Genomic DNA, 18,993 nt, shown 5'->3' with positions numbered 1-18,993 from the left:
CTAAAAACCTGTGTGATGCTTTAGCCAAAAAAGGTTCTCTTCACGCAAACGTTTAATATGGTATCCATCTTGATAAAACTCAATGGTGATCTGCCCAGATAATGCTGTATCAATTAACTTTATTTGCCTAGAAGCATATCTATCTATTACTTCGCTATGAGGCAAACTCCATGCTGAGTAGTAATTTCTTGAGACTATGCCGTATGTAGGTTTTACGGCCTCCAAAAAAGAAGAGCTTGAGGATGTTTTACTCCCGTGGTGAGGAACTAAAAGAATGTCTGAATGTAATAGCTCATCATACTCGTGAACAAGTCGCTGTTCAGCATCTATTTCAACATCTCCAGTTAATAAAACCGAGCCGCCCTTTCCTTGCAATTTAACAACGCATGAATTGTTATTATCGGATTGCATATCATCTATCGGCCAAATAGTTTCTATGCTCACATTACCTAAAGAGATGGACTTTAATTGGCAAAAGCTAAATGGTTGTTGATTATGAAATATTGCTAAAGAACCAAAGTTATCAAATTGCTTGAGCTCATCAATGCCTCCTGCGTGGTCTTTGTCAGGGTGACTTATGATTGTATATTTTAGATTTAAATCTCTCGCTTTAATTTCAGGCAATACCACACGCTCAAATAATGAATAGTAGTTAAAATATTTCGCCCCAAGATCATAGAGAAACGCTTGCTTATCAGATGTGACAAGTACTGAAGTTCCATGACCTACATCAAAGAAGTCAACTTGCCACAAAGGCCGTGGCACTAGAAAGTATGATGCTAATGTTATGGTGGGGATCAAAAGAAAACGCCGTAAAAATGACGAAAATAACATAGCAATGCAGAAATAAATCAATACCACCAATATTGAAGGTAATTGAGGGCCTGCTAGCCAAGCCACATCTAAATAATTTTGAGTGACATATTGAAATGCAAAGAATAATAAGTCATCCACATAAAGAAAATCAGTATTTGGAAACAATCCGGCGAGCAAAATACAGGCTATGAGATAAGGAAAAATAACAAAACTTAATAATGGGATCAGCACGAGATTTACAACTAAACCTGCAATACTTACTCCTTGAAAATACATCAGGCTTAAAGGGGCAAGCGTTATCATTAATGAAAGTTGAATTAAACAAAGTCTTAAAAAAGAGTTAGATAAAAGCCTGTTTGAAGCAGTCCATTTAAGTACAAGCACAACGGTTGTAAAACCCACAAAGGATAAAAACAAACCTGGGTCTAATATTGAAAATGGATCAATCAATAAAATTGCCGACAATGTATAAGTTAAAGTTTGTGGCAAGCTCACTTTTTTATGTAAAAAGTAAATAAGCGAATAAATTGCTGCCATAAACCAAGCACGCAACGCAGAAACCGGAAACTCACACAGATAAATATATATGAACGCAATAAATAAGCTGAATGCGCAGTAAAAGTAATTTAAGTTAAGTCCTTGCAGTGTAATATTGGCCTTTATTTTTAATAAAAACCAAACGATGATCTTTGCTAGAGAAAAACATAACAAAAAAACGATTCCTACATGCATACCTGAGATAGCCAATATATGGCCAATTCCCAGCTGGATTACCTGATTTTTAGTTTCAGCTAATACTTTAGATTTATCCCCTGTCGACAAGCCATAATATAACCAACCTAGATTTTTATTTTCGAAAACCTTTACCAGTTCTTGTTTATAAGATTGACGAAGTTCTAGGGAAGATTTTTCATGCTTTATTACTTCTATCACTTTCCCCTTGAAATGTAGTTTGTTTCTAAAAGCATACTTTTCGACATCAAAACTATGACGGTTCATTCTTGAACGAAATTTTCTAAGCTTTACCTTTAGGACTAATAAATCGCCTGTTTCAAATATGTATTGGTCATCGTCTTTTGATAATTGAGCATGCACTGTCTGATAAAATGGTACTGATTTGCCGTCTAATTCATGAATTTCAATAAGAGATAATGAATTTGGAGGATTTGAAATGACCTTTGCCACTTTTGCCGTAATTTCTGCAGGCCCATTATCAATGGTGTTTTCAAACTGATAACTATAAAAAAGCGAAAAATGTATTGTTACGACGAAAATAGCAAAAATAAACGCTAACAATAGATTTAAAATGGGCTTAAAATAGCAACACAATACGATGAGGAATATCAGTGAGCTGTAGAACTGCCAAGTGTTAAAGTAAAATACCGCTTGAACACAGCCGTACAGAAATCCCCAGCACATCAACAATGAAGTATATGGTTGCTTGTTATGCCAAAAAAAACGATCCAAAAGTTCTTACCCGATCACAACAAGGTTAAACAACAAAAGTCTTTGAAGATTTTTGGCAGTTTGCTCCACGATGCAAACCTTTGGCATCTAAATCGTCGCTCTGCTAGAGGCGCTTTTTCAGTCGGTTTATTCTTTGCATTCATCCCTGTTCCTTTTCAGATGGTACTTGCTGCAGCCTGTGCAATTCCTTTTCGTGTCAATCTGCCTTTATCTGTGGCACTTGTTTGGTTAACTAACCCTTTAACAATGCCGCCAATTTTTTACTGCTCTTATAGAGTAGGTGTGTTCGCTTTAGGTCAAGAAACCCAACCTTTCCACTTTGAAGCAAGCTGGGAGTGGTTAGTTGAAAGTCTTTCAACTATTGGACCTGCTTTTATGGTTGGCTCTTTAATATGCGCCTCAATCGCGGCATTAATTGGTTATTTTGGTATTGATTGGCTATGGCGTCATTCAGTTAATAAGGCTTGGAATGCGAGAGGCCAATAAATTGCTTGTTAAATTATAGACATAAAAAAAGCCCTTTCGGGCTTTTTTTATGTCTAGTTATACCGTTTTTCTTCTTCTCATCCATAGTAATGGAAGAGCTAATAAAGATAAGAAACTGAAACTGGCTGATTGTCTCTCGTAAACTTCTGCTTCCGGAGGTGTACATTCATCGGGCGTGCCTCCTGCAATTGGCGTAAGAAGAACAGGAACAGTAACTGCTTCTAACTCAACCTCGCCATCTGAATCTTTCATCACCTGACCAAGTCTGTCTTTACGTTCAACTGTTTTAGTCGCAATCGCATAGATTTTACCAGAGTCAGTAATTTTTGTAGCTTCAGCTATGGTATAAGGGAAAGCTTCACCATTGTCTGCTTTACAAGGAAGCAAATCATTAATATTAGTCACTTTGTCATCACCAATATTAAAAATAAACGCTTCATTCTTAGGTACAGAGGTATTTTTTTCTATCTCACCTTGCCCTACAACTTGTCCTTCGTTGTTTATATCTCTAACCGTTGTCTCAGAACCATTAAAAAACGCAGGGATTTCGTTGTAACTACTTGTATTAATGTCATAGTAGAAGCCAACTTTTTTGCGAACCACTGAGCCATACTGTTCATAATAGTTTCCGATTACGACATTATTATCATTGATATCTATGGCTTTACTGCCTTGAATATAAGTCTCATGTTGATGGATTCTAACAAATTTACCATCCTTATAATAACCAGCCTGTGGATAAGAGTATTTATTATCTCCCTCTTCATTCCTAGCGTCAGAGTAGCCGACAGCAATACCATTTTTGTTTGTTGCTAATGCTAGAGAGTTGAATGCATCTTTTTCATCTTCTTGTCTAGTGATACCTAAACCAAGTTTTGACTTATTGATAACATTAAAATTGGCATCTAATTCCCACTGGTACGCTTCAGTATTATAAAAATTACCTCTTAAGTAATTCCATACACACACACTTACCGGCTCATCAACTCCATCACAGTTCTCATCATAGTTAGTTTGACGGTTTTCAGGAACCGAAATACTACTACTCCCAACAGCGATATAGTTACCAGAATCTAATTTCACAATATCTGTTGCGATTGAATAACCACCGTAAGTAGAAAACTCTGGCTCAAGAATTACACGTTCGCCATTAGGCGAGATAACAAGACCACGTGAAGGCCATTCTCTTACAAAAACGGTTTTATCTTCTTCACCTTCTTTAGAAAAAATCTCTTTCTTGTAAGGTGCTGAGCCCCAACCTGCTATTACAGAGTCTTCAGTGATAGCTGTTAAGTAATTTGCTACAGAACGAGAATATGTACCAGAAAAATCTGTTATCTCATCAAATAATACTAATTCATCTGCTGAAGTTGCAGAAATCTTTAGACCAATCCTGTCGTTGAGTTTCTGAAATTCGTATCTAGAATCCCTACCAGCAATATAGCTAAGCATAAAAGCTTTTGCATCCGCATTTGTGTCCGACACACCATTTTTAATATCCTCAAGAGTAAAAGTGACTTCTTGATTAATTAATTTCTGGGCATCAACATATCTATTGTAAGAATCAATAAGTGAACCATCTTCAAAATCTAAATAAGTTACATCAATAGGAATATCAAATAAGTAACTTGCAGCGCCAATAATGTCACCGGCTTCATTTACATCAGAAATAAATGTATTTTTACTATTCTGATGGCGTGGCAACTCAGTTAATTGGTAAGTAGCAGCAAAAGCAGTGCCACTTAATAGCGACAAAATGCTTGCGGCTAATATTGTTCTTTTCATTTTAATCCTTACTACTGATTCTGTAATTCTTCTAACTCTTCCCAGCGGGCATAAGCGGTTTCAAGCTCAGACTCTGTTTCAGCTAATTGGTTCAATGCAGCTTGCGTTTCCTGTTGAGGGCGCTTAAAAAACTCAGGGTCGTTGACTAGAGCTTGTTGTTCTTCAAGTGCAAGTTCAAGGGCTTCTACTTTACTAGGCAGTTGTTCTAATTCAAGTTTTAATTTGTAACTTAACTTGCTACTTTTGTTATTAGACTTTTCTTTTTTTACTTCTTTTGCAGCCGTTACAACTTGCTGCTTTTCTAATTGTTTTCTCTTTTCATCAAGCTCGGCTTTATACTCTTGATAGTCTGTATAACCACCAACAATATCAATCACTTCACCATCACCTGAAAACGCCCAAACGCTATTACAGGTGTTATCGATAAATTCTCGGTCGTGACTCACAATCAGGATCGTGCCTTGATACTGGTTTATAATGTCTTCTAACAGTTCGAGCGTTTCAATATCCAAGTCATTGGTCGGTTCATCCAAAACAAGGACATTGGAAGGTTTCAAGAATAGCTTTGCTAATAACAAACGATTTTTCTCGCCACCTGACAGTGCTTTAACTGGCGTTCTAGCTCGAGCTGGCGGAAATAAGAAGTCTTGAAGATAACCCAGCACATGTCGGCTACGACCGCCCATCATGACTTCTTGCTTGCCTTCTGCAACATTATCTTGAACCGTTGCCTCTTCGTCTAACTTCTCTCGATATTGATCAAAATAAGCAACTTCAAGGTTTACGCCCTGTTTGACACTGCCTGATACAGCTTCAAGTTGACCGAATAGCAATTTAAGTAAAGTTGTTTTACCAACACCATTTGGTCCAATTAAACCGACTCTATCCCCGCGCATAACAAGGGTAGAAAAATCATTGACGATAGGTTTATCTTTAAAAGCATGCTTCAAGTTTTTAGCTTCAAACACAAGCTTACCAGAGCGATCTGCTGTTTCGATGTTGAAGTCAGCTTTACCAACTTGTTCAACTCGCTGTTTTCGCTCTACACGCAGTGCTTTTAATGCTCTAACACGGCCCTCATTACGAGTACGACGAGCTTTAATACCTTGTCTGATCCAGGCTTCTTCTTCAGCCAACTTTTTATCAAATAGTGCATTTTGCGCTTCTTCAACTTTCAAGTCATGCGCTTTTTGCTCAAGGTATTTTTCGTAGTTACCAGGGTAAGAATTTAACTTACCTCGATCTAAATCTAGGATACGTGTTGCAATACTGCGGATAAATGCCCTATCGTGCGAAATAAATACAATACCGCCTTTGAAATCTTTTAAAAACTGCTCAAGCCAAATAACACTGTTCATATCCAAGTGGTTCGTTGGTTCATCAAGTAGCAGTAAGTCAGGTTCACTCACAAGTGCTTTTGCCAGGGCAACCTTTCTTAACCAACCACCAGATAGCTTTTCTAATCGCATATCAGGAGTCAGCTCTAACTGTGCTAAAACCAACTTTATTCGGCTTTCAAAGCGCCAACCATCTTGGGCTTCAATACGAGAAGATAGTTTCTCAAACTTATTTAACACAGACTCAGAATAATCTGTTTGCATTTGCTCACTGACATGGTGGTATTCAATCAGTAAATTAGCAATGTCAGGAATACCATTCGCGACATAATCAAAAACCGAACCTTCAGCACCTTTTGGTGGATCTTGCTCTAGTCGAGAGACTTTTAAATCACCAACTTGGTTAACTTCACCATCGTCTAGTTGAACTTGTCCATCAAGTACTTTGAGTAAAGTTGATTTACCTGCGCCGTTACGACCAACAATACAAACGCGCTCACCGGCTTCAATAACAGCATCGGCATTATCTAATAATGGGTGTGTACCAAAAGCTAACTGTGCTTTTGCAATTCTGATTAAATCCATCTTAGTTTATAAACTCTTTTAATTTTTGCTCGTCGAATGGCCAACCTAGCTCTTGGTTGTTTTTATTTGCCACAACAGGAATTGTGAACTGATATTTTTCTACCAACTCTGGCTCGTCGACAATATCTCTTAAAATTATTTGCTCAGACTGTAACTGAGCATTCAATAACGCAAGGGCTTGCTCACATAAATGGCAACCCTCGGTGTGATAAAGGGTAAACTTATCCATGTGTGATCAACCAACTATTATGGATCTGTTTGTTACGTTTAAAGTCAGGTGATAACGTCTTATCAGAAATATTCACAGCCTTCAGACCTAAACCCATTAAAGCGACTTCATCCATTTTAAATCCACGCTTATTGTTCGAGAATAATAAAGTGCCTTTCGGGCTTAGAATTTTTTTCACCCACTCCATCAATTTGATGTGATCTCGCTGCACATCAAACTCTGCTTTCATACGCTTCGAGTTAGAGAAGGTCGGTGGATCTAAAAAGATCAAATCATATTGACCTTGTGCGTGTTCTAGCCATTTTAAGCAATCTGCTTGTTCAAATCTAAAGCGAGGGTTTTTGAGATTGTTTAGTGCAAAGTTTTCTTCAGCCCACTTTAAATAGGTTTTTGACATATCAACAGTTGTGACCGATTTGGCTCCACCCACTGCAGCATGAACTGACGCACTACCTGTGTAAGAGAATAAGTTCAATACACGTTGACCCTTTGCATTTTGCTGAATGTAGCGACGTGCCAGACGATGATCTAAAAATAAACCTGTATCTAAATAATCGAACAAGTTTACTTTAAACTTCGCACCAAACTCTTCAACAACATCAACCCGATTTTGCTTATCAAAACTGTTGTATTGCGAGTCTCCTTTTTGCTTTTTACGAACCTTAACGGCAATATTCTCAGCTGGAATATTAAGTTGTTCTGACGTTAAGGTGATCACATCCTGAAGGCGTTTTTGCGCAACCGTATCATCAATTTCTTTAGGCGCTGCATACTCAAAGATAACAGCTGAGTCGTTATATATATCAACAGCAACATTGTATTCAGGAATATCAGCATCATATAAACGATATGCGTTGATGCCCTCTTTTTTTATCCAAGACTTAAGCGCGTTTTTGTTTTTCTTTAAACGGTTTCCAAAAGCTGAAGAACCTTCAAAGTTAAGTCCTGTTTTTTCTTGGCTCTGACTCACCTGTTTTTCGTTTACGTCGTAAAGATACAGCGCAACGTCTAATGGACCATTTTTAAATTTATAGGTTTTTGATTTAGCTAACTTGAGAAGTTTGAAAAGGCTTTCATCTGTACCAAGAAGTGCAAGTTGCCAATTTTGGAAGTACTTTTTAAACCCTAGACCCATATTTCTGTATAGATTTATAAGTTCAGCCATCGCACCTAAACGTTCACCATAAGGTAAGTTACTTAATACAACCCCAGAACGCTTGGCAACTTGAGACAATTTATTCGCATCTTTAACACTAAAGTCAATGAGGTTTTCAACGCCAGCTCTACGCGCATTTTGCTGCGCGACATTGATCACTCTCTCATCGAAATCAGAGCCCATGATCCATAGGTTGTTTTCTGTTACTTCACTTTTTAAAGCCTGTTTGATTTCGTCAAATTTTGCAGGTCTGAAGCTTGGCAAGTTTTGGAATGCAAATTTACGATTAATATTTGCAGGCACCTTGTTTGCCATGCCAACTGCTTCAATCAGTAAAGTGCCAGAACCACAACATGGATCAAATAGAGGCTGGCTTACATCATTCAACCAGCCACTTCGCTTAACCAATGCAGCCGCTAAGTTTTCGCGAATAGGTGCTTTACCCTGCCGAGTTCTATAACCTCTGTCTGATAATCGGGGGCCAGAATAGTCGAGATAAAGCATACAGTGGCTTTTATGTAATTTAGCAACAATACGAATATTTGGTTCAGCTTTATCTACGTTCGGACGTTGCTCAAATAAGTCGTTGAAGTAATCAACTACGGCATCTTTAATCACTAAGCCTGAGAATTGAGTATTTTTTAAAGCCTGGTTTGTGCCATTGAATTCAATCGCAAATGTTTGTTTAGGGCCAAAAAACTCTTGCCAAGGCTGGAAACGTGCAAATTTATATAAATCTTCTTTGGTGTTTATTTCAGAATTTTCTTCTAAAAGCAGCATGACACGTGTTGCAAAACGTGTGATTAAACAAAATCGTTGTGCTTGACTGTTATCCGCCTCAAACTTTACCGAACCAACAGACTGTTTGATAACCTCTAAGCCTTGCTCTTTGATTTCATCTACTAATAAATTTTCAATACCAATTGAAGTAAGTGCGATAAATTGCAATGTTTTAACCCTATATACTTTAATGGTCGAAAGTATATCACAGGTTGTTTGTTGCTTGCCTTGTTGAGTTAAGCTGTTTTGGTAATTTTGTCAGCTAACATGAGAGGTTGAATACGATTATTTAAAACGCGAATTGCTTGAAATGGCTCTAAACTGAGATGTTCATCCAGTTTAAATTCAGCATTTAAACTGATACACAGTGAGCTTTCAGCGTCACACTCAACGATAAAAAATTCACCGGTTTGCTCAGATGAACTAAGCGCTATAATGGCTTCAGTTCTGTCAGCATTTCCCCTGTACTCACTAAAAAACCAGCTCTTAGCAAGCATGGGTTTTAAATGAAATTTAGCTGCAGTAGCATTTAAAGCGATCTGACAACATTGGGCGTCTGTCCATACGTTGAAGTTTTGCAGATAAGAATAGACGTTCTGATAGTACTCAGCATCATCAATGCAGAAATTTGGATTTGACTCTGAATCACCAGTAAGCTGGTAAAGGCGATAAGGCGTGCATAACTGTAACTCATCGCCTAAGTCGATGAGTAGTCGATTCCTTTCATGACAACGTAACCACTGCCATTCTTTAGAAGCCTGCACTGTAAAATCTCCTGCCTACTAGCCATATCTAGATAGAGACAGGAGTATAACGAAAAATAACGAATGTTAAAATTCTTTATAAGAACAATTTTTAAAGGATCATTTAGTTATATAACTGATCATTATAAAGCATCAACAATGCGCTTAACTAATTGCGGCCCTTCGTAGATAAATCCTGTATATACTTGAACTAAATCTGCACCCGCATTAAGTTTTTCTTTGGCAGAATCTGCCGAATCGATCCCGCCGACACCGATGATCGGAAGTTTTCCTTCAGTGATCCTTTTCAATTCGTTAACAACAAAGGTCGATTTTTCACGAACTGGACGACCTGACAAACCACCCATTTCATCAGCATACTGTAAACCTTTAACCGCTTCTCGCTCAAGCGTCGTGTTTGTCGCTATCACGCCGTCAATACGATTCTTCATAAGTGACTCTGCAATTTGTTGTACTTGAACTGCATCGACATCTGGCGCAATCTTTACCAACATAGGCACTGATTTATCATGTTTCGCGATTAAATCAACCTGTTCATTCTTAAGACTTTGTAGTAAGTCGTCTAGCGCATCACCATATTGTAGATCTCGAAGACCTGGCGTGTTAGGTGAAGAAATATTTACCGTAATGTAAGTAGCATGCTCAAATACTTTTCTCATGCAATGGATGTAGTCGTCTTTACCCTTTTCATTCGGTGTATCTTTATTCTTACCAATATTAATACCTAAAACACCTGTGTAATTCGACGCTTTTACATTGTTAACAAGGTTATCGACACCTTTATTATTAAAACCCATACGATTAATAACAGCATGTGCTTCAGGTAGTCTGAAAATTCGAGGTTTATCATTACCAGCTTGAGGACGAGGTGTAACCGTACCTACTTCAATAAATCCAAAACCCATTTGACCAAATGCATCAATACATTCAGCATTTTTGTCTAATCCAGCAGCGAGACCAACTGGGTTTTTGAAATCTATACCAAGAAAGTTAACAGGTTTATCTGCAACAGATTGCGACCAAGCCATACTGAGCGGCGTATTGGCAAAACGACGGAGGTTACCCAATGCAAAATCATGGGCCCACTCGGCATCTCGACCGAACATATAGCGACGCGCTAGTTCATAGAACATGAAAACTCCTTAGTAATCGTAAAAAAAATCTGGGCAAAAAAATACCCCAGCAAAGCTGAGGTATTTTAGCGGTTTATAAATTATTTGGAAGTGTCACAGTTGTGGCTAAGTAACATTAATTCACGTAGCGCAACTGAAATCTTCGCAAAGTCATGACTCTGAGAAGTCTTAAACTCTTGAAGCATATGCTGCCAACGAGTAAGTAATACTGATTGACTTTCCATCCAAGATTCAACTAACTCATTCACATCAGCTGTTTCGTCTTGCTGGCTATTCATAACAACTTCAGATAATGAACGTTGTTGCCAATCAAGCTCTTCACGATAAGAAGCTCTTGCAAGCGCTTGCCAATGGTTAGTAACAGGTTGAGCTGTAATTTGGTCAAGGAACCAGTGTAAGCCCATTTTTGCACCTAACTTAAAGTAGGTGTTAGAAACCATTTCAATCGCTTTTGAAGAGTTATGAGCAACTTCAGCTAAATCCATTACTGAGAATAGGCTAGATAGAGACACGATACGTGTAGCAATTTCAGAAGGTACACCTTGATCAATTAACTTATCCGCATTCTTAGCTATTGATTCCGCTTCATCAGCAACTAGGTAGTCGCTTAGATTTGCACTAACATCTTTAAAGGTCGGCGAGAAGAACTCAATCGTTTGCTCAATTGTCATCGCTTTATTACGGTGACGTAAGAACCAACGCGTAGCTCGACGAACTGTACGGCGAAGCTGGTACAACATTTCAGTCTGAACTTCTGCAGAGATTTGGTTGTCTAGTGACGCAATTGCGCTCCAAGTGCTCTTCATTTCGAAGATAGCGCTTGCAATTGAGTAACATAATGCAATTTCGCTGTCCGATGCACCTGTTTCTTCGTTCATACGAACCATAAAGTTAAGACCCATGTCGTTAACAATATTGTTCGCAAGCTTCGTTGCGATGATTTCTTTGCGCAGTGGGTGGTTGTCCATTGCAGCATTGAACTTCTCACGAAGTGGAACAGGGAAAGAGTTGACTAAAAGTTGACGATAGTATGGGTTTTCCGATACTTCATCAGTCACTAGAGACTCTTTTAATACCATCTTAGAATAAGATACAAGTACAGACAGCTCTGGACGTGTTAAGTCCTGACCAGCAGCTGCACGTTCTGCCAACTCTTCATCTGTTGGTAAGAATTCAATTGCTCTGTCTAACTTACCTTCTTTTTCTAAAGCGTGGATGAAGCGGATCTTTTCTTTAAGTGTCGCAGGTCCCTTAGACTTAGTGATTGAAAGCGTATGAGTTTGACGATAACAATCTGCAAGTACTAATTCAGATACTTCATCAGTCATTGAGTAAAGTAATTCATCGCGCTGTTTCTTAGTTAAATTACCTTCAGCAACTAAACCATTCAGCAAGATTTTAATATTAACTTCGTTATCCGAACACGCAACACCACCAACATTATCAATAAAGTCAGTGTTGATTCGACCACCTTTAGCAGCAAACTCAATACGACCTAATTGAGTCGCGCCTAAGTTACCACCTTCACCAAAGATCTTAGCGCCTAGCTGTGAGCCGTTGATACGTAAAGCATCATTAGCACGGTCACCAACATCAGCGTCTGTTTCAGATTTAGCTTTAATGTAAGTACCGATACCACCATTCCAAAGAAGGTCAGAAGGCATCATTAATAATGCTTTGATCAGTTCATTTGGTGTCATGCTTGCTTTTTTAGTGCCAAGCATTTTCTTAATTTCTGGTGTTAATGTAATTGACTTAGCAGCACGAGAGAATACACCACCACCCTCAGAAATTAACGACTTATCATAATCTTCCCAACTTGAACGAGGCAGTGCAAATAGTCTTTCGCGCTCAGGGTAAGATGTTTCAGCTACTGGGTTCGGGTCGATAAAGATGTGCATATGGTTAAACGCAGCTTGTAGACGAATATGCTTTGATAACAACATACCGTTACCAAAAACGTCACCAGCCATATCACCAATTGCTACTGCTGTGAAATCAGTTGTTTGACAGTCAATGCCCATTTCTCTGAAATGACGCTTAACAGATTCCCAAGCACCTTTTGCAGTGATACCCATTTTCTTGTGGTCATAACCAATTGAACCACCAGAAGCGAACGCATCACCAAGCCAGAAGTTGTATTCTTCAGCAATACCGTTTGCGATATCTGAGAATGTTGCGGTACCTTTGTCAGCTGCAACAACCAAATACGGGTCATCTTCATCATGACGTACTACATCAACAGGAGGAACGATGTCACCGTGTACGATGTTATCTGTGATGTCTAAAAGACCACGAATAAATAGCTTGTAACATTCCTGACCTTCTTTGAAGAAAGCTTCTCTTTCTGTTGGAAGTTGCTTACATACGAAGCCACCTTTCGAACCAACAGGCACGATAACCGTGTTTTTAACTTGTTGTGCTTTTACAAGACCCAGTACTTCAGTACGGAAATCTTCGCGACGGTCAGACCAACGTAAACCACCACGTGCAACTTTACCACCACGAAGGTGCACACCTTCTACGCGCGGCGAGTAAACAAAGATTTCGAATGCCGGTAATGGTAAAGGCATTTCTGGAATTGCTTTAGGCTGAACTTTAAACGAGATGTACGACTTATTTGTACCATCAGCTTCTTTTTGGAAGAAGTTTGTACGTAACGTAGCATTAATCATGTCTACGTATAAACGAATAATACGGTCATCATCTAAGTTTGCTACGTTTTCTAAATCTTCGTGGATGCTCGCCACTAGTTTATCAAGCGTTTTTTGTGCTGCAGGCTTAACCGGAGAAAACTTCTTAATGAAAAGCTCAACAATCTTTGCCGCGATTTGAGGGTAATGCTCAAACGTATTCTCGATATAAGCTTGTGAGAATGTTACACCAATTTGACGCATATATTTTGCGTAAGCACGAAGAATAGATGCTTCGCGGCCTTTTAGACCACCCATTAATACTAAGCGGTTAAAACCATCGTTTTCTAGGCGGTTGTTCCATACATTTGTTAGTGCCGCACGGAAGCGCGCTGATACCTGGTTGAAATCAGAGATATCTTTGTTGCTTAGCAACATAGAGAAATCCATGATCCAGTTAACTTGACCATCGCTAGTCTTAACTGCATATGGGGTTTCACCAATGACACGTAAACCAAAGTTTTCAAGCATTGGCATTACATCAGAAAGGTGAATTGGCTCATCCTTATGGAATAAGCTTAAACGAACGATATTTGAATTCGCTTCTTCTTGAGGACGATAGAAAAGCATTTCAAGCTTTCTCTCTTCGTCTAAAGTCTCAAGCTTTTCAATATCAACTACAGCTGCAGAAGGTAATACTTGGTCTTTATATGCTGATGGGAAGGCATTAGCGTATTTACGGTTTAACTCGTTACCGCGAGATTCGCCATTACTTTCTAATAGCGCAGCTTGAAGCTTATCTTCCCAAGTGCGGGCTGCTTCAATTAAATTGTTTTCGATATCTTTCACATTAAATTCGATATTATTATCAGCTACACGAACAATATAGTGCGTGCGTGCTAACGTAGATTCTGAGAAGTAGGTGGTAAATTCAACTTTGTCTGTTGAATTAAATGAACGGGCTAGTAATTGCTGTGTTTCTCTACGAAGCGCTGTGTTGTATCGTTCACGTGGTACATAAACCATACAAGATAAGAAACGACCATACACGTCTTTACGAATAAACAGACGACACATGTTACGCTCTTGAACTTGCAAGACACCAGTCGCAACTTCTAATAGTTCAGATTCACGAGCTTGAACTAGTTCATCACGCGGATATGTTTCAAGAATATTTAATACCGCTTTATAAGCATGTGTACCTTTAGCAAAGTCACAAGCTTCCATGATGCGATTAATCTTACTCTTCAAGATTGGCACATCTGCGGCGCTATTGTTATAGAAACTTGATGAGAACAGACCAATGAATCGGTCTTCGCCTACTACATTACCATTTTCATCAAAACGCTTAATACCAACATAATCTACATATGCTGGCCTATGAACTCGAGATAACGAATTTGTTTTAGTTAGAATTAATAAGTTATTACTGCGAGCTTCTTTACGTGCAACTTCAGGTAATTCAGACAACAAACGACTGTTACCATCATCAGCATTTTTCATTAAACCTAAAGAAGTACCTGCAACCGGCTTTAACTCATAATCCCCTTGCACTGGGTTTAAGTCGTATTGGCGGTAGCCCATGAAAGTGAAGTTATCTTTAACTAGCCACTCAAGGAATTCAACAGCTTCGGTTACTTCATCTTTAGTACAACCAAAGTTTCTTGATGGTAGCTCTTTGCTTACCGAAACAAGCTTATCTCTGATTGGTAACCAATCTGCAACTGCCAGTGACACATCTTTAAGAACCGATACCAGCTCTTTTGTCAGCGAGTCAATAGCATTGCTATCAGTCTGGCGATCGATTTCAATGAAGAATACAGTCTTTGTAGAATTAGATTCTTGCTCAGCTTTTAAGTTAGAAATCGCTGAGATCTGACCATTATCATCGCGCTTTATTTTCAACGGACTGTGTAACAGTAGGTGAGATACGATGTTCAGTCTGTTCATAGCCATACGAACGGAATCAACCAAAAACGGCATATCATTGGCGATGATTTCAACGATTGTATGTGATGATTGCCATCCGTTTTTAGAAACCTCTGGGTTGAACACTCTAATTACTGCTTCGTCAGAAGTATTTTTTTCGAGCGCATTCCAAAGGCTGAGTGCTGCACCGTATAGGTCACTGTCGTTACGTTTTGCCAGATCCTCTTTAGACATATTGCTGTACAAGGCTTTGGCAAAAGTTTCAACGAGTGACACATTGTCTGCATGAACTTTGTTTTGGATCAACTTACATACGTTATCTAAGATAACAGATGCTGGACCTTCATTTTGTGTCATATGTGTTCCTTAATCTATACCACCTTGAACGGTAGATTATTTGTACAGCCATTTATTAGCGTGGAGTCAGGTGAATTCTAACCTTTCTGACGCTAATAAACAGCTTTTTCGACGAAAACATTTCAAGCTTTTCAGCCATTTGCTCATCTATTCACAAATAATAGATATAAATAGGCAATCCTTGCCATTTTACAGCACATTTATTCACAATTTTTTTTCTGGTCGGGCCACAACAGTGTACCAATTGCTGGTAACAATAACACTGCACCAAGCATGTTGACTAGGAACATAAAGGTTAGAAGAATACCCATATCAACCTGGAATTTGAGCGCTGAGAATATCCAAGTACTTACACCTATTGCGAGAGTAATACCAGTGAATAACACCGCACTACCACGCTCTGCTAGAGCGTTTCTGTACGCTATAGACAAAGGTACATTCTGCTTCAGTTGCGTCATCATAGAAGAAAGAATATAAATGCCATAATCAACGCCAATACCGACCCCTAATGCGATCACAGGTAGTGTTGACACTGTTAAGCCAATCTCTAATTTAACCATTAACGCTTGTGCTAACGTTGATACTATGTAGAGTGGTAAAACTACAGCAATCGTTGCTTTAACACTTCTAAAGCTCAATAAACATAAAATGATTACGGCACCGTAAACATAAATCATCATTGGGATCTGAGCTTCTGCAACCGATTCGTTGGTAGCAGCCATTACCCCAATTGGGCCTGAAGCCAATTTAAATTTAACCGCATCTGTGTTTTCAATCGCAGCAAACTCTTTAATTTGCGCAACCACATAATCAATGGTTTCAGCTTTATGATCTTCCATAAAGATTACGATAGGCATAACAGAGCAATCACCGTTTAATAAACCAGTACTCGTTTCTACACGGGATGTTGCTTGGACTAAAGACGCGCTATTTCTAGGTAGAGTTTGCCACTTCAAATTACCTTCGTTGTAACCAGCATTCACTGATTGCGCAACTGAACTCAAGGAAACAGCAGATTGAACCCCTTTTAAGTTTTCAATTCGCCATTGGAAACGACTTACGCGCTCCATAGTATCAAATTCTGTACAAGCTGCTGGGTAAGCTTCTACAAGTACCTTTAAGATATCTGACGAAATCGTATATCTATCATTTATTAAGAAAGTGTCTTGATTGTATCTTGCTGTTTCGTGAAGCGCAGGTGCACCAGCATGTAGATCACCTATCTTCATATTGTTTGATTGCCAGTAGCCGAAAACAAACAGCAAAATAGACACGAAAATAATGATTTTGGCTTTCTTAGGATCTGTTGCCGATACTAAGCTTTCTCGCATTGCAGTAAATAACCTATGCGACGTTGTATCACCATCATCAACACGATGTATCTTTGAAGAATTAAAGTATGAGGCAAGGACTGGTAATAATAATAAGTTAGTGAAAATAATCACTGCCACACCTAAACTTGCAGTAATAGCAAGCTCACGAATAATACCGATATCAATGGCTAGCAATGTTAAAAAGCCAACAGTATCCGATAATAATGCAATACCACCAGGAATAAGCAACGCTTTAAAGCTTGCTTGTGCTGCAACTTTACTTGAAACCCCCTCAGATACTTTCTTACCAATGGCATTGATCATCTGCACACCGTGACTCACACCGATTGCAAACACCAAGAACGGTACTAAGATCGACATTGGGTCTAAACCAAAACCCAAAGTAGAAAGTAAGCCCATTTGCCAAATTACAGCGATCAGAGAGCAAAGAATAGGAAGTAAGGTTAGTTTGAAGCTCTTACAAAACAACCAAACCATGATAAATGTAAACACGATTGCAATAACGAAGAATAAAACTACGCCTTTTGCACCGTCTGCGATATCACCCGCCATTTTAGCGAAGCCGATAATATGAATGCTAACATTATCATTCTCTAGAGGCTTTCGGATTTCATCTTCAAGCTTTTTAGCAAATGCTAGTGTATCTAACTTTTCCTGTGTTTGCGGATCTGTCTCTAATAATTGCGCAGTAACCATGGCACAGCTGTAGTCACTGGCGATCATACGCCCTACTACATTGGCTTTTTCAATGTTTTGTTTTACAACTGCTAAACCTTTTTCTGTTGGCGCAAAATTAGCAGGAATTATAGGTCCACCGGCGAAACCGTCTTCAACAACTTCTACAAAGCGCGCACTCGGGGAAAAGATTGAATTAACTAACGGTCTATTTACACCAGGAATAAAGTAAAGTTGATCGTGTACTGATTTCAGTGTTGAGAAAAATGGTTCATTGAAAATGTCGCCATTTGCATCACACACTGAAATTAAAATACTGTTGGCACCACCAAACTGCTTTTCATGCTTCAAATACACTTTCATGTATTCATGCTGTAATGGAATGTTTTTTGTAAATGCGGCATCAAGCTGAATATGAGTAGCTTTGTAACCTAAAAAAATCGTTGCGAAAATAAAAGCCAAGACCATAAATAGTCTATGTCGGAAAACAACGTATTCGAATTTGTTTAAAAATGCTTGCATTACTTGCTCTCTCCCCAAGTAATTAGCCCTTTTTCCGTTGCCATAATTACTTTATTCTTAAAAACGGTCGCAGATAAAATTGCATGACCCGATGGCAATTGCTCTGTTGTCACTTTATTGCCATCAAACGTATGCACCATGCCAGAGTTAGCAAATAACAGGGCTTTGTTTTTAAGTGGCAAAATAGTGTTTATAGTTGCTGTTTGCGGTATATCAATTTCGTAGAATTCTTCGCTGTTTGTTGTTTTATAAAATGCATTTCCACGCAAACCTGCAACAACTGTTTTGTCTTGAGCCATTTTTGCGACAGAAAAAAATGAGCCTGGATAAAACTCATCAAACTTCTGCCAAGTTAAACCTTGGTCTGTACTTTGAGCGACTAACCCCATTTCACCAACGAGATAAAACGCGTTATCAGTAATCAATAAGCGGTTAAAATGAGGAAGTATGAATTTAATTTCATCTTCATAGGCTTCAGGATCATCTTGTTTTAAGTCTGCTAAATATTCTTTGTCATCTGGGTGCACAAAATCACTAATAAAATGAGACTGCCATGTTGCTCCTGCATCAGTTGTTTTATAAAACATGCCATATGCACCAATTGCAAATCCCACTGTTTCATCAATAAATTCGATATCCAAACAAGGTTTGCCCTTCTCTGGAAGGTATTGTTGAAGCTGCCAAGTTTTACCATTATCAGTACTGTGAACTATGGTTGCGTCATGGCCACAAGCCCATGCAGCGTTTTCAGATTTAACTGTAACGGCAGTTAATAGTGACTGCACAGGTGTCTGTGCTTGAGCCCAGTTTTGACCATCTTCTGAGGTGACTATGGTGCCAAATTTACCTACTGCGATCACATTGTTGTCGATACTATCAATATCTGTAAATAAAGTAGTGGTTGGTTTAGCGACTTGCAACGCAGCTGGCGCAGAAGAAAATGCCCCATGAGAGGAGACTGCCGCCATTAAGCAAAACGCGTACTGATTAAATTTCATGCTGAAT

The 18,993-nt window shown here is 38.8% G+C and carries 11 protein-coding genes; 1 reads left to right on the top strand and 10 read right to left on the bottom strand.

Annotated features, from left to right (window positions below):
• Complete coding sequence (locus tag ACH784_RS07910) at positions 1–2,235, bottom strand: DNA internalization-related competence protein ComEC/Rec2 (protein ID WP_404395222.1); 2,235 nt, start codon at positions 2,233–2,235, stop codon at positions 1–3.
• Positions 2,236–2,262: 27 nt separating this feature from the next.
• Here ACH784_RS07910 and ACH784_RS07905 point away from each other — a divergent pair, with 27 nt between their 5' ends.
• Entirely contained in the window at positions 2,263–2,769 is a 507-nt protein-coding gene (locus ACH784_RS07905; protein WP_404394841.1) for a DUF2062 domain-containing protein, read from the top strand.
• 57 nt (positions 2,770–2,826) lie between these two features.
• Here ACH784_RS07905 and ACH784_RS07900 read toward each other — a convergent pair whose 3' ends face one another.
• The 9 genes from ACH784_RS07900 to ACH784_RS07860 all read right to left on the bottom strand — a co-directional run bounded on the left by ACH784_RS07900 (position 2,827) and on the right by ACH784_RS07860 (position 18,986).
• Positions 2,827–4,554 (bottom strand): DUF3466 family protein, encoded by a 1,728-nt coding sequence (locus tag ACH784_RS07900; RefSeq protein ID WP_404394840.1) that lies wholly within the window; start codon positions 4,552–4,554, stop codon positions 2,827–2,829.
• Positions 4,555–4,565: 11 nt separating this feature from the next.
• Positions 4,566–6,476 (bottom strand): ABC transporter ATP-binding protein, encoded by a 1,911-nt coding sequence (locus ACH784_RS07895; RefSeq protein ID WP_404394838.1) that lies wholly within the window; start codon positions 6,474–6,476, stop codon positions 4,566–4,568.
• 1 nt (position 6,477) lies between these two features.
• A complete protein-coding gene (locus ACH784_RS07890) occupies positions 6,478–6,705 on the bottom strand; it encodes a glutaredoxin family protein (protein WP_404394836.1) in 228 nt (75 codons plus the stop codon).
• The gene (gene rlmKL / locus ACH784_RS07885; RefSeq protein WP_404394834.1) at positions 6,698–8,809 is read right to left on the bottom strand and encodes a bifunctional 23S rRNA (guanine(2069)-N(7))-methyltransferase RlmK/23S rRNA (guanine(2445)-N(2))-methyltransferase RlmL; all 2,112 of its coding nucleotides are present in this window, start codon (positions 8,807–8,809) and stop codon (positions 6,698–6,700) included. Before rlmKL ends, ACH784_RS07890 begins: the two co-directional genes overlap by 8 nt.
• Positions 8,810–8,877: 68 nt before the next feature.
• Positions 8,878–9,405 carry a cell division protein ZapC domain-containing protein gene (locus ACH784_RS07880; protein WP_404394832.1) on the bottom strand — a complete coding sequence of 176 codons (528 nt, stop codon included), beginning with the start codon at positions 9,403–9,405 and terminating at the stop codon, positions 8,878–8,880.
• A gap of 122 nt (positions 9,406–9,527) precedes the next feature.
• The gene (gene pyrD / locus ACH784_RS07875; RefSeq protein ID WP_404394831.1) at positions 9,528–10,538 is read right to left on the bottom strand and encodes a quinone-dependent dihydroorotate dehydrogenase; all 1,011 of its coding nucleotides are present in this window, start codon (positions 10,536–10,538) and stop codon (positions 9,528–9,530) included.
• Between the two features lie 80 nt (positions 10,539–10,618).
• Positions 10,619–15,457, bottom strand: a complete 4,839-nt coding sequence (locus ACH784_RS07870) for an NAD-glutamate dehydrogenase (RefSeq protein ID WP_404394829.1) — start codon at positions 15,455–15,457, stop codon at positions 10,619–10,621.
• A 200-nt stretch (positions 15,458–15,657) separates the two neighbouring features.
• Positions 15,658–17,988 carry an RND family transporter gene (locus ACH784_RS07865; RefSeq protein WP_404394828.1) on the bottom strand — a complete coding sequence of 777 codons (2,331 nt, stop codon included), beginning with the start codon at positions 17,986–17,988 and terminating at the stop codon, positions 15,658–15,660.
• Complete coding sequence (locus ACH784_RS07860) at positions 17,988–18,986, bottom strand: WD40/YVTN/BNR-like repeat-containing protein (protein WP_404394826.1); 999 nt, start codon at positions 18,984–18,986, stop codon at positions 17,988–17,990. Before ACH784_RS07860 ends, ACH784_RS07865 begins: the two co-directional genes overlap by 1 nt.
• Positions 18,987–18,993: the final 7 nt, after the last annotated feature.

It is taken from the genome of Pseudoalteromonas phenolica, assembly GCF_044788725.1.
GTDB classification, from domain to species: domain Bacteria; phylum Pseudomonadota; class Gammaproteobacteria; order Enterobacterales; family Alteromonadaceae; genus Pseudoalteromonas; species Pseudoalteromonas phenolica_C.
The sequence above is the reverse complement of the archived record's forward strand: the minus strand, read 5'-3'. Positions and strand labels throughout refer to the sequence as shown.

Coding starts and splice junctions, on each gene's coding strand:
- ACH784_RS07865 (WP_404394828.1), bottom strand. CDS start 17,988: ATGCAAGCATTTTTAAACAAATTCGAATACGTTGTTTTCCGACATAGA.
- ACH784_RS07870 (WP_404394829.1), bottom strand. CDS start 15,457: ATGACACAAAATGAAGGTCCAGCATCTGTTATCTTAGATAACGTATGT.
- ACH784_RS07890 (WP_404394836.1), bottom strand. CDS start 6,705: ATGGATAAGTTTACCCTTTATCACACCGAGGGTTGCCATTTATGTGAG.
- ACH784_RS07860 (WP_404394826.1), bottom strand. CDS start 18,986: ATGAAATTTAATCAGTACGCGTTTTGCTTAATGGCGGCAGTCTCCTCT.
- ACH784_RS07895 (WP_404394838.1), bottom strand. CDS start 6,476: ATGGATTTAATCAGAATTGCAAAAGCACAGTTAGCTTTTGGTACACAC.
- ACH784_RS07910 (WP_404395222.1), bottom strand. CDS start 2,235: ATGTGCTGGGGATTTCTGTACGGCTGTGTTCAAGCGGTATTTTACTTT.
- ACH784_RS07905 (WP_404394841.1), top strand. CDS start 2,263: ATGCCAAAAAAAACGATCCAAAAGTTCTTACCCGATCACAACAAGGTT.
- ACH784_RS07900 (WP_404394840.1), bottom strand. CDS start 4,554: ATGAAAAGAACAATATTAGCCGCAAGCATTTTGTCGCTATTAAGTGGC.
- pyrD (WP_404394831.1), bottom strand. CDS start 10,538: ATGTTCTATGAACTAGCGCGTCGCTATATGTTCGGTCGAGATGCCGAG.